This window comes from Carnobacterium sp. (assembly GCF_040274425.1).
Genome location: NZ_JBEMBC010000082.1, coordinates 1 through 12,372, shown reverse-complemented (window position 1 = coordinate 12,372; position 12,372 = coordinate 1). Strand labels below are relative to the sequence as shown.

Here is a 12,372-nt window from a genome sequence, read left to right as displayed (position 1 = left end):
TTCCTCACTCCTTGCTAATTTACAACTTATTAATAGTAAGTTATATTATTTATTTATTATATCAAAAATCGTTTTTTATATCTACCCAAAAGCTCAAGATTTAAATTCAACGATCGTAGCACCATTTCCTCCTTGATTAGGTGGAGCATAGTGGAATTCTTTTATCGAAGGATGTCTTTTCAGCGCATCAGTTACACCTTGTCGGATAGCTCCAGTTCCCTTTCCATGTACAATAGTAACTTGAGGGTAGTTGGCTAGAAGAGCGGAGTCAAGGTACCGATCCAATTCAGCTAAGGCATTTTCATATCTCTCACCTCTTAAATCGAGTTGAGGTGAAACATGACTGTTTGATTCTGAGCGTACCGATGCAATCATTTTACGATTCGGTTCTTTTTCTGGTTCGGTTAATATTAAATCATTTTCTTTAAGTTTCATTTTCAACATTCCCATTTGAACGACCCAATGATTTTTATCTGCTCGTTCCATTAATACACCTTTTTGGCCAAATGATTGGACCATCACATCATCGCCAGGTTTCATTACCTGTTTCGCTTTAGCTTTTTTCAACACCTTATTTTTCGCTAAAGCTTCTTCTTGTCTTAATCCAGACAGCTGTGTTTTTGCATCAATTAGTTCATGCTCTTTCACATTTTCATAATGCCCTTGAATTTGTTTTTTGCGTAAATCTTTAATGATCTGATCAGCTGTCTCTTCTGTTTCTTCTACAAGACTATTGGCTTTTTCGCGAGCTTTTTTCATCAACTCTTCACGTTCAGCATAAAATTGCTGTACAGCAGTTTGTAAATCTGCGTGCAATTGTTCTGCTTCATCAACATAGTGACGCACTTCAAGGTACTCTGTTTCTGCCATTTTGCGTCTATTTTCTAAATCAGAGATCATTTCATTTAAGTTTTGACTTTCTCCATCAATCAGTTGACGAGCAGAATCAATAACCTCTTCACTCAAACCTAAACGTTTAGAAATCTCAAAAGCATTACTACGACCTGGAACACCTATCAATAATCGATAAGTTGGGCTTAATGTATCAACATCAAATTCCATACTCGCATTAATTGTTTGTGGACGGTTATAGCCATATGCTTTTAATTCAGGATAGTGCGACGTCACCATGACATAACTGCCTACAGCACCGACCTTATCCAGAATAGCTATAGCAAGTGCAGCACCTTCTTGAGGGTCTGTCCCTGCTCCCAGTTCATCAAAGATAATCAAACTTTTGTTATCCATACGGTCTAGTATAGATACAATATTTGTCATGTGAGAAGAAAAGGTACTTAAACTCTGTTCAATAGATTGTTCATCTCCAATATCAGCAAATACTTCAGTAAACAATCCAATTTGGCTCTCCGGAGCAACAGGTATTTGTAGTCCAGCTTGTCCCATTAATTGAAGCAATCCTAATGTTTTTAGGATTATTGTTTTCCCACCGGTATTTGGTCCTGTAATAATAACTGCTTGATTTTCTCCGCCAATTAAAATATCGTTTGCGACTACAGTCTCTGGATCCAACAAAGGGTGTCGTGCACTCAATAGCTTCACTTCATTATTTTTATGGATTAACGGTCTATTCGCAGCCACGTTTTTTGCATAACTTGCTTTTGCACCAATAAAATCAAGCTTACCTAATAAAAACATGTTATTTAAAATGTCTTTACTATACGGAGCGATTTCATTCGAAATTTCAGCTAAGATACGATCCACTTCACGTCGTTCCTCAATTTGAAGTTGGCGCAAGCGATTATTCAACTCGACTACGCTTTGTGGTTCAACAAATAATGTTTGCCCTGTTGAACTTTGATCATGGACTACACCACCAAAATGACTGCGGTATTCTTGTTTAACTGGAATAACATAACGATCATTACGAATAGTAATAATTGCATCGCTTAAATACTGAGCACTTTTTCCGCGAACAATCCCATCTAGCTTTTCACGAACATTATTTTCTCCTCTTTTGATACCATTACGAATCCCTTTTAAAGCAGGACTTGCATCATCTAAAATATGTCCATCTTCATCTACTGTTTCACGAATCAATTGATTCAAAGTTGGCGTTGTAACAAAATTCTTAGCCAAATCATATAAGCGATTCATTTCAATACCCGATTCTTTTAAATTCTCAAAGAAACGGTTTAATTCAGAAGTCGTACGCAAAATTTTTCCGATTTGAGCAATTTCTAATCCATTTAAACTAGCACCGATATCCAACCGTTTTAAATGTGGACGAACATTTTGTAACTTCGGAATAGGCATACTGCCTCTTAATTTTATAATTTTTGTACCATCTTCGGTTTCATCTTGCCATAATTCAACTTCTTCTTTATCAATTGAAGGAGCTAGCGTTAAAGCTTGTTCTTTCCCTAATTCAGAAGCAGCTAGATTAGCAACCGCTTGGATAATTTTACTAAATTCTAATGTTTGAAGGATTTTTTTGTTCATCTATTTCACCTCTCGCTTCATTATATTTTTTATTACTAGTATATTTGATTACATCCTAATACTCTCGTATCGTTCACAATAAGAAATCGTCCCCCTAGTTTAAGAGAAACGATTCTTTTTTTACTATTTAACTATATTTCTTACTTCAATGACGATTCTATCCACCAATTATACAGTTGTGCTGAGATGACAGGTGTATCTTCTACTATTGTACGTGCCAACCAACTGTTGCTAAATGCTTCTTGAACAGCATCAATCGGAACCATCGTTAATAAAAATAAAACGATAAAGATAGCAACGTAAGAAACAATAAAATTCAGTAATGCTCCACCTAAAGTATTTAGTTGCTTGATAATAGGAATAAGCGTCACAGCATTCAATAGGCCCCCTATAAATCGAGTGATCAGCCAACCAACAAATAAGATGATTATAAATGCGACACCGTTATAAAAAGCACCGTCTAGGTTGAATCCTAGAGCTTGATCATAAAAAACGAATTGACTACTTTCAGTAGCCGATGGGTAAGGAACAATCAATTCCAAATGTGATCCTAACATTTGATAATAATTTCTTGCCAATAAGTATGAAACAAAGTAACCAATCGTAAAAACAAACTGAAGGACTAATCCTCTTCTAGCACCACTGTAAGCTCCCATGGCCAAAATTAAAATTATAATGACTGTCATTAACATGCTTATCACCTTTATTCAGGAATTTATTCTTCAGTTATGTTTGATTCCTGATCTTTCTGTAATTTCTTTTCTAATTCTGCTAGTTCTTTTTTCATAGTATCTAGTTGTATTTGCAGTTCAATTTGATCCGATACAGCATTAACCGCTACTAAAACTGCTCTACGTTCGGGGTCTAAACCCTTTGATAATGATTCAATTTGTTGCATTTGCTCATTTACCATTTTAGACACTGACCGCATGTGTTCTTCGGGTCTAGCTCCGATAATCGTATAGGGTCTTCCTGCTATTGTAGTTTTATATCGAATTTTCCCTTTTGACATGGCAGTCCCTCCTAAAAATTACATTTCCCTTATTTTACCATGAATCACCTAATAGTTGCACATTTTTTCATTTCATTTTAATATCTTGCCCATATCAAATGAAATTATGTGGTAAACTACAAGTTAGATTATTAATTAATGAAGGAATGAGTGACAGAATGTCTAATGAAGTACTCTTAGTTTCCAAAAAAACCTTAACAGATATGAAACAATATTACACTACTTGCTTGAAATCCTCTACTCCTCCTGGTGCTTTTTTTGCTGCTAAAAAAGGAGCTGTAAACATAACGGGATACAACTCTGGCAAAGTATTGTTTCAAGGAGCAGATTCTGAAAAAGAAGCTGCTATTTGGAAATCCAAAGCATCAATTGTCCCACCAAAAAAAAAAGAATCGTCCGCTTCATCTTTGAATACCCCTTTACCAAAAGATTTTAGTAATTGGTCTGTTATTGGCAGTGATGAAGTCGGAACCGGAAGTTATTTTGGACCATTAACTGTTGTTGCAGCTTATGCCGACCATTCTCAACTTGCTTTGTTAAAAGAATTGGGCGTACGCGATTCGAAGGATATGAAGGATCCTGAAATTATTCGTGTGGCAAAAGACTTGATTACTTTTTTACCACACAGCTTATTGAATGTTATGCCTGAAAAATACAATACTATTCAACCAACGATGACACAAGGTAAAATGAAAGCTATTTTACATAATCAAGCTTTATGTCATGTGATTGAAAAAATCAGCCCTCAAAAACCAGATGGTATCTTAATCGATCAATTTGAACTTCCTGCCACTTATTTCAACCACATCAATGATCAACCAAAACAAATAAAAGAGTCTGTTTACTTTCAGACTAAAGGTGAAGGCCACCACCTAGCTGTAGCGGCGGCCTCTATTATTGCTCGTTATGCTTTTTTAAAAGGTCTTGATGAATTGAGCGCAAAAGCAGGTTTCAAAATTCCATCTGGTGCTGGTAGCAATAGTGATTTAGTTGCTGCAAAGCTTTTAAAACAAGGTGGAATCCCGTTGCTTAGAAACTATGCTAAGTTACATTTTGCAAATACAGAAAAAGCAAAAAAAATCAGTGGCTTGCGCTGATTACACACCTAAAAAACCTCCACTCACTGGTCTTCAGCGAGTGGAGGTTTTTTAAGTCATTTATTCTTTTTCAGGTATTCCATATTTCTTTTTGCAATAAAGGTAAACTGGTATCCCAATAAGTGTTAGAAAAATACCAATAAAGGCATTCCCCGGCTGAACGATTAAAGTATTAATGATAATATATAATCCTCCAATTATAGCAACCAATGGAATAATCGGGTATAAAGGAACCTTGTATGGTCGTTCAATATCTGGCTGAGTTTTTCTTAAGATGATAACCGCAATAAATGTTAAAGTTATAAAAAACCAAATGACAAAAATAATTAAATCTGTCAATTGATTGAATTGCCCTGTCAAAATCATTAAGATGGCAATTCCTAAGATAACTAGACCTCCATTAATTGGTAAATTGGTTTTAGTGTTGACTTTGGCAAACCAGTTACTAAATGGCAACATTTTTTGAGTGGCTAAAGCATAAGGAACTCGTAATCCAGAAATGATATACCCATTTATTCCTCCGAATACAGAAATCAATATTCCTATCGTCACTAATTTGCTACCAATTCCATCAAAAAGATGTGAAGCAACTAAAGCTGCCGGTGTATCCGTTCCGGCTAGCTGAGTACTGTCTAAAACAAACAAATAAGCGATATTTGTTAATAAATATACGGCCATGACGATTGATAATCCACCAACAATCACTTTTGGTAACATTTTACCAGGACTCTTCATTTCTCCAGCAAGCGTTCCTACATTGATCCATCCATCATAGGCGAATAAAGTTGCGATAAGAGCAGAACCAAAACTAGTTAAAACTGGATGACTTTCTACTGAAAGTGGTATCAGTCTTACTACACCTCCACCAGGATAAAGCAATCCTGCTACGATAATAACTAAAAGAGGGATCAACTTCAAAATGGTGGCAGCTGTTTGAATCCGGCCACTATACTTTGTTCCTAAAAAATTTACGCCCATTAAAAAAATAGCTGTTATAATAGCTGTCGGTACAATCACATTATCGGATAATGTAAATAAATTAACAAATTGAGTAGCAAAAATAATAGCTAATGCGGCTATGTTCGCTGGGTAATAGATGATCATCTGAGCCCATCCGACTAGAAAACCTAACCATCTTCCATATACTTTTTCTAAATAAATCATCATTCCGCCTGTTTGAGGATAAATTGTTCCAATTTCAGCAACTGTCAGTCCACCAGCCATTGTGATGATTCCAGCTACAAACCAAGCCAATAAGCCTAATCCTGGAGCACCGGCTGCGCCATAAACAGCTGTTGGTTTAAAAAATATACCTGCCCCTATGACTGTTCCTACTAAAACGGTTAACGCTGTGAGTCCACTTACTTCTTTTTTCAACTCATTCTTTCCCATACATTTCCCCCTGAATTACCTTTTTCTAGATAGCACAAAAGATAAAATAATCCTTTGTGTTTAGTGCTTGTTAGCATAACAAAAAAGCCTTGCTATTAGCAAGACTCTTTTTGTTATTTTCCTAAAAATTTGTTCAATATTGATACACTCAGTTCATTGGCTTGATTTTTATCATTCCAACTAAGCTTAGCGTACAACGACTTGGTATTCTTCTATTAACGCACTTGTTACTTTATCATAAGCTTTTGATACTTCTTCTTCCACCATTGTTGCAGTAGGATTTAAATAGGACAGTGTATAAGCCATTGATTTCTTGCCATCTTCAATGTTTTCACCTTGATAAATATCAAACAACCGTACGTTAACTAAATATTTGCCGCCTTTTTTGTAAATTAAATCTACTAATTGTTGATTTGTAATAGTTTCATCTACTAATAAAGCAATATCTCTCGTCATTCCTGGGAATTTCGGAATAGCTTCATAAACAGTTGATTCTTTTTCAGCTTCTACAATAGCCTGTAGATTCAATTCAAAACCGTACGTTTCATCTAATTCATACGCTTTTGCTGCCAAAGGATGAATTTGACCAGCAAATCCGATTTCCTTTTCTCCTAGGTAAAGAGCTGCTGTCCGTCCTGGGTGCATTCCATCACGCTGTTTGTCTGCAACAAAAGTAATGGGCTCAGTTAAGCCATATGAAGCTATTAACCCTTCTAAAATACCTTTCAGAACAAAGAAATCAACTTTTTTTGGTTGACCTTTCCAATCTTTTTCCAGTAAAGAACCAGTCAAAACACCTGCCAAATGTTCTTCTTCAATTGGCAATACTTTGCTTTCTTCTTTATAGAACACACGGCCAATTTCATAAAGAGCAACGTTTTTATTTTTGCGTGCTTTATTATAGCTGACATCGTCTAATAAACCACTTAATAAATTCATTCTTAAAGTACTGCGATCTTCACTCATAGGCATTTCTAACTGTGTTGCTTTACTCTCACGCATCATGTACTGAGTTGCTTTTTCTGGAGTTGTTAACACGTAACTGATAGCTTGTGATAATCCTGCTCCTTCTAAGAAACGGCGCGTATGACGTACAAGACGCTGTTTATTATCTAAAGCTGCAGGCTGAGCTGGACTTATTGGTAAAGTTGAAGGCAAATTATCATAACCAAAAATACGAGCTACTTCTTCCACTAAATCTGCTTCAATTTCAATATCCCAACGACGTGCCGGAATAGCTACTTCAAATAAACCTTCTTTTTCTAGAACACTAAATCCGAGGCGATCAAAAATAGCTTTTACCTCTTCAACCGTAATAGATGTTCCTAATGAACGATTGATTTTATTTAATGTAATAGGAACAACTTTGTCCTTGATCTCCAAAACAGATTGAGAAGCCGTTCCAGCTACTACTGTTCCACCAGCTAATTCAGCTATTAACGCTGCTGCATGATCTCCAGCAGTTGTAATCGTAGAAAGATTAATCCCTTTTTCAAAACGAGAGCTAGATTCACTTCTTAAATTGTATCTTTTAGCCGTTTTACGCACTGAAATTGGATTGAATACAGCTGCTTCTATAGCGACGGTTACAGTGGTGTCTTCAATTTCTGAATCCAGCCCACCCATTGTTCCTGCCAACGCTACCGGGATAGAACCATTTGTGATAACGATATCTTCAGAAGTTAATGAACGTTCTTCTCCATCTAAAGTTGTTAAAGATTCTCCATTATTAGCATGACGAACCACTATCTCTTTTGACTGCAATTGATCATAATCAAATGCATGTAAAGGTTGTCCATATTCTAATAGAATATAGTTTGTAATATCTACTACATTATTTAAAGGTCGAATACCTGCATTCATCAATTTTGTTTGCAACCACATTGGACTTTCAGCAATCTTCACATCTTTAACGATGCGGACATTATAGCTTGGAGCATCTTCGCTATTTTCTACAGCAACTTTAATATAGTTTTCAACTGAATCTGTTTTATCTTCTGTTAATTCGAAAGAAGGGAATTTAGGTTGTTGATCGTAAATTGCCCCAACTTCATGGGCAACTCCTCGCATGCTTAATGCATCCGCACGGTTAGGTGTGATCGACAATTCAAGGATCGCATCGTCCATTGCTAGATAAGGAAATACTGGTTCTCCAGGCACTGCGTTTTCTGGCAACACATAAATGCCGTCTGCATATTTTTTAGGAACAACTTTTTCAGAAAATCCTAATTCGGCTAAAGAGCAAACCATACCATTTGATACTTGCCCACGCATTTTTCCTTTTTTGATTTTTGCATTTCCTGTGATACGACTTCCAGGTAATGCGACAATGATTTTTTGTCCAGCAGCAATATTAGGTGCGCCGCAAACGATTTGAGACAGTTCTTCTTCTCCAATATCTACTTGACAAACGTGTAGATGATCAGAATCTGGATGGTCCACTACTTCTACCGCATGACCAACAACAATTTTTTTCAATCCGGTTTCCGGTACACTTACGTCTTCAATTTCGATACCTGTACGAGACATTTTATCTGCTAATGCTTCAGGTGTTACTTTTGATAAATCTAAATATTCTTTTAACCATTGATAAGATACATTCATAGTCTTACTCCTTTACCTTGAATTGATTTAAGAAACGAACATCATTTTGATAAAAATGGCGAATATCATCAATTCCGTATTTTAACATTGCTACACGATCTGGTCCTAATCCAAATGCATAACCACTATAAACCGTTGCATCAATTCCAGACATTTCAAGCACGTTTGGATGAACCATACCCGCACCTAAAATTTCGATCCAGCCAGTATGTTTACATACATTACAACCTTTTCCACTACATTTGAAACAACTAACATCTACTTCTACAGAAGGTTCAGTAAACGGGAAGTAACTAGGACGTAAACGTATTTCACGCTCTGCGCCAAATAATTTTTTAGCAAAAACTTCTAACGTTCCTTTTAGATCTCCCATTGTAATATCTTTAGCAATCACCAGTCCTTCCATTTGATGGAATTGATGAGAGTGAGTTGCATCATCGCTGTCTCGACGATAGACTTTCCCAGGACTGATCATTTTTAATGGACCTTTTGAAAAATCGTGTTTATCCATAGTACGAGCTTGAACAGGTGAAGTATGCGTACGCAATAAAATCTCATTTGTAATATAAAACGTGTCTTGCATATCTCGAGCAGGATGATCTTTAGGCAAATTCATTCTTTCGAAGTTGTAACTATCTTCTTCAACTTCTGGTCCTTCTATGATTTGATAGCCCATTCCAATAAATAGGTCTTCGATCTCTTCCATTATTTGAGTCAATACATGTGATTGTCCAACAGCTACCGAGCTGCCAGGCAACGTTACGTCAATGGCTTCACTTTCTAAATCACGGTTAATTTTTTCCATTTCTAATCGTGCTTTTTTTGTTTCTAAGTGTGAAGTAATTTCATTTCTCACTTCATTTACAAGTGCACCTAAGATAGGACGTTCTTCAGGAGAAACAGTCTTCATTCCTTTAGATATTTCAGTAATAGGGCCTTTTTTCCCTAAATAGGCTACACGTACTTGATTAAGTTCTTTTAAATCTGAAGCTGCGTCAATTTTTCCTACAGCTTCCTTACTTAACAATTGTAAATTGTCTTTTAAGTCCATTCTAATTCCCCTTTAAATAAATTTATCGTTACAACACTTACTGCATCTACTTCAAGCTATTTTAAAGCACACAAAAAGCCTCATCCCTAAAAAGGGACGAGGCTACGTTCGCGGTACCACCCTTGTTTGAATGATGCTTACGCAAAATCCACACTTCATTTACATAACGGCGTATACCGGAACTTTATTCATTACCTTTAACTAGCTTAGTGTAATTCCCAAAGTCAACTCAGGAAGTGAACGTTCATTTGGTTTTCTAATTCAAGTGTTTTCAGCCAATGACACTTGCTCTCTGATTTAGACTATCCAAATTACTTTTTTCCATCACAGTTTTTAATTATTCATTGTTTACATACTGGTTTAGTTTAACGTAATCTTGACTTAAAGGTCAAGTACTTTCCAATAAGATTGTGTTTATTCCTCACAAATCCATTCATCAGCCCAGGTTTGAACATCAGCCATCACTACTTTTAAAGCCTGACCTTTTTCAGTTAAGCTATACGCCACTCTCATGGTAGCATCTGGATCAACCGTACGAGCTACAAGACCTTCTTGTTCAAGCTCTTTTAGACGTTCAACCAACACACGATCGCTTACATTTGGAATAGTAGCTGCTATATCTTTAAAGCGTTGAGGACCTTCTAATAACACTTCAATGATAAGTCCCATCCATTTTTTACCTAAAATGGCAAATGTATGTTCAAATTTAGGACAAATCTTTTTTTGCCTAGATTCACAATAGATACTTTTTTCTTCATCTTTAATGGTTATCATATCTTCTTCACCTCTTTTATAACATTATAGCATTATTGGTTATAAATAGTAAGTAATCCATCATCATTTGTCAACCTTTTTTTTAATCAATCGTCATAATTAGACAAAATTTTGTCAATATTAGAAAATAACGAATCTTTTACAACACCTTTAGTCATTTCAATTTTAGCTGCAATAAAACAATATTTCAATGCAATAAGCAAATTTTCATTAAATTAATCGTATTTTCTCTTAAAAATTGAATTTTTCATCCAGAGTGGTAAACTTAGTCCTATCATCAACTATAACTTTTTGGAGGGAATACTATGACAGAGATTGAAAAAGATGTACAAATAAATCATTCCTTAGATAATATAAAAGAAGAATCAGCATCCGCCAACAAAGTTCCTTATAAGGCGAGTGAAGCTGAAAAACCATTAGATATCATAAACGTTTTTGATCTTGAGTTAGAAGCGGAAAAAGTCATTCCGAAAGGCGGTTATGGGTACATTTCCAGTGGCGCTGGAGACTTGTGGACAATTAAACAAAATATTGAATCTTTTAATCATAAACTAATTGTCCCTCGTGTATTAAAAAATATTGAGCACCCTGATCAACATACATCTGTTTTTGGGAGTGAGTTAGCTACACCTATCATTATGGCTCCGGTCGCTGCCCATGGTCTTGCTAACGTGGCAGCTGAACCAGCTACTGCAAAAGCTGTGGCTGAATCTGGATCTATCATGACTATTAGCTCATACGCCAATAAACCATTCAAAGAGATTTCAGAAGCCGGAGCTGGTGCTCCGCAATGGTTCCAATTTTATATGAGTAAAGACGATGGCATTAACCGAGATATTTTGGATGAAGCCAAAGCTAATGGAGTAAAAGCGATTGTATTAACAGCAGATGCAACTGTTGGAGGAAATCGTGAAGCCGACAAACGAAATGGTTTTGTCTTTCCTTTAGGTATGCCAATCGTTCAAGCATATCAATCAGGTGTTGGACAATCAATGGACTCTGTTTATGGCTCTTCTAAACAAGTACTTAGTCCTAAAGATGTTGAATTTATTGCATCGTACTCTGGTTTGCCTGTATTTGTTAAGGGAGTACAATCAGCAGAAGACGCATTGATTTCTCTTGCTTCTGGTGCCGGTGGTATCTGGGTAACTAATCATGGCGGACGTCAATTAGACGGCGGTCCTGCTGCATTTGATTCATTGCAAAGTGTTGCTGAAGCAGTTGATAGAAAAGTACCTGTTGTTTTTGATAGTGGAGTACGTAGAGGCCAACATGTCTTTAAAGCTCTAGCTAGTGGTGCTGATTTAGTTGCAATTGGTCGCCCAGCTATTTACGGCTTAGCTTTAGGCGGTTCGCAAGGTGTAAAATCTGTTTTTGATCACTTTAAACATGAACTTGAGATTGTTATGCAGCTTGCCGGGACCAAGACAGTTGAAGATATTAAGAACACCGTTTTGTTAGACAATCCTCGCGCGTAAAATTTAAACATAAACGTATAAAGACACCCTTGGATAATGAAATGTTCATTATCCAAGGGTGTCTTTTGGTTGAATAGAAATGTCTTTGTTTAAAATTTCAAGTTTTTGAAGGCGATAGTATTGATTGTAACCATGCATAATAGGGTCTATAATTTTTAGTGTTGATAGATGAATCAAACTACTCACCAAAAATTTCTAGAGGAATAGGGTTGCTTGCAGCCCTGTATAGGATTCAATGAGAATTAGAAACCGTTAGCAATTACGGTTTCTTTGAAGCTTGAAAGCCGGTAAAATTACAGGCTTGCTGGCGGTCCCATGCTTCAAGCAAACCCGTCCATTCCAGAAGAAATTTTATTTTGAAGCATCCACGCGATTCGTCAAACAACCATTGGTTAATCAAACTTAACCACAAATACAAAAAAAGACGCCATCCGAAGATGATGTCTTTTTGGTTGCGTGGCAACGTCCTACTCTCACAAAGGGAATCCCTTCACTACCATCGGC

The 12,372-nt window shown here is 36.3% G+C and carries 9 protein-coding genes and 1 other annotated feature; of the genes, 2 read left to right on the top strand and 7 right to left on the bottom strand.

Going from position 1 to position 12,372, the window contains the following annotated elements; translation table 11 throughout:
• Nucleotides 1-93: 93 nt before the first annotated feature.
• From ABS911_RS12455 to ABS911_RS12445, 3 genes are all read right to left on the bottom strand, one after another.
• Nucleotides 94-2,460 (bottom strand): endonuclease MutS2, encoded by a 2,367-nt coding sequence (locus ABS911_RS12455; protein ID WP_350467821.1) that lies wholly within the window; start codon nt 2,458-2,460, stop codon nt 94-96.
• A 140-nt stretch (nt 2,461-2,600) separates the two neighbouring features.
• The gene (locus tag ABS911_RS12450) at nt 2,601-3,146 is read right to left on the bottom strand and encodes a CvpA family protein (protein ID WP_350467820.1); all 546 of its coding nucleotides are present in this window, start codon (nt 3,144-3,146) and stop codon (nt 2,601-2,603) included.
• 29 nt (nt 3,147-3,175) lie between these two features.
• The gene (locus tag ABS911_RS12445) at nt 3,176-3,472 is read right to left on the bottom strand and encodes a cell division protein ZapA (protein WP_350467819.1); all 297 of its coding nucleotides are present in this window, start codon (nt 3,470-3,472) and stop codon (nt 3,176-3,178) included.
• A gap of 158 nt (nt 3,473-3,630) precedes the next feature.
• On the opposite strand from ABS911_RS12445, the gene rnhC reads away from it, so the two are divergent.
• The gene (gene rnhC / locus ABS911_RS12440) at nt 3,631-4,569 is read left to right on the top strand and encodes a ribonuclease HIII (protein WP_350467818.1); all 939 of its coding nucleotides are present in this window, start codon (nt 3,631-3,633) and stop codon (nt 4,567-4,569) included.
• Between the two features lie 60 nt (nt 4,570-4,629).
• On the opposite strand, the gene ABS911_RS12435 is transcribed toward rnhC, so the two are convergent.
• The 4 genes from ABS911_RS12435 to ABS911_RS12420 form a co-directional block, all read right to left on the bottom strand.
• On the bottom strand, nt 4,630-5,961 hold the full coding sequence (locus ABS911_RS12435; RefSeq protein WP_350467817.1) for an APC family permease: 1,332 nt from the start codon (nt 5,959-5,961) through the stop codon (nt 4,630-4,632).
• A 186-nt stretch (nt 5,962-6,147) separates the two neighbouring features.
• Nucleotides 6,148-8,565: a phenylalanine--tRNA ligase subunit beta gene (gene pheT / locus ABS911_RS12430; protein ID WP_350467816.1), complete on the bottom strand. Its 2,418-nt coding sequence runs from the start codon at nt 8,563-8,565 to the stop codon at nt 6,148-6,150.
• A gap of 4 nt (nt 8,566-8,569) precedes the next feature.
• A complete protein-coding gene (gene pheS, locus ABS911_RS12425) occupies nt 8,570-9,616 on the bottom strand; it encodes a phenylalanine--tRNA ligase subunit alpha (protein WP_350467815.1) in 1,047 nt (348 codons plus the stop codon).
• 89 nt (nt 9,617-9,705) lie between these two features.
• Nucleotides 9,706-9,953, bottom strand: a binding site (T-box leader).
• Nucleotides 9,954-10,030: 77 nt separating this feature from the next.
• Nucleotides 10,031-10,390 (bottom strand): winged helix-turn-helix transcriptional regulator, encoded by a 360-nt coding sequence (locus tag ABS911_RS12420; RefSeq protein ID WP_350467814.1) that lies wholly within the window; start codon nt 10,388-10,390, stop codon nt 10,031-10,033.
• A 305-nt stretch (nt 10,391-10,695) separates the two neighbouring features.
• On the opposite strand from ABS911_RS12420, the gene ABS911_RS12415 reads away from it, so the two are divergent.
• The gene (locus tag ABS911_RS12415; protein WP_350467813.1) at nt 10,696-11,868 is read left to right on the top strand and encodes an alpha-hydroxy-acid oxidizing protein; all 1,173 of its coding nucleotides are present in this window, start codon (nt 10,696-10,698) and stop codon (nt 11,866-11,868) included.
• The last annotated feature ends 504 nt before the right edge of the window (nt 11,869-12,372 follow it).

What these genes read in the sequence shown, in the direction of transcription:
- ABS911_RS12455 (WP_350467821.1), bottom strand. Translation starts at nt 2,460, where the DNA reads ATGAACAAAAAAATCCTTCAAACATTAGAATTTAGTAAAATTATCCAA.
- ABS911_RS12450 (WP_350467820.1), bottom strand. Translation starts at nt 3,146, where the DNA reads ATGACAGTCATTATAATTTTAATTTTGGCCATGGGAGCTTACAGTGGT.
- ABS911_RS12445 (WP_350467819.1), bottom strand. Translation starts at nt 3,472, where the DNA reads ATGTCAAAAGGGAAAATTCGATATAAAACTACAATAGCAGGAAGACCC.
- rnhC (WP_350467818.1), top strand. Translation starts at nt 3,631, where the DNA reads ATGTCTAATGAAGTACTCTTAGTTTCCAAAAAAACCTTAACAGATATG.
- ABS911_RS12435 (WP_350467817.1), bottom strand. Translation starts at nt 5,961, where the DNA reads ATGGGAAAGAATGAGTTGAAAAAAGAAGTAAGTGGACTCACAGCGTTA.
- pheT (WP_350467816.1), bottom strand. Translation starts at nt 8,565, where the DNA reads ATGAATGTATCTTATCAATGGTTAAAAGAATATTTAGATTTATCAAAA.
- pheS (WP_350467815.1), bottom strand. Translation starts at nt 9,616, where the DNA reads ATGGACTTAAAAGACAATTTACAATTGTTAAGTAAGGAAGCTGTAGGA.
- ABS911_RS12420 (WP_350467814.1), bottom strand. Translation starts at nt 10,390, where the DNA reads ATGATAACCATTAAAGATGAAGAAAAAAGTATCTATTGTGAATCTAGG.
- ABS911_RS12415 (WP_350467813.1), top strand. Translation starts at nt 10,696, where the DNA reads ATGACAGAGATTGAAAAAGATGTACAAATAAATCATTCCTTAGATAAT.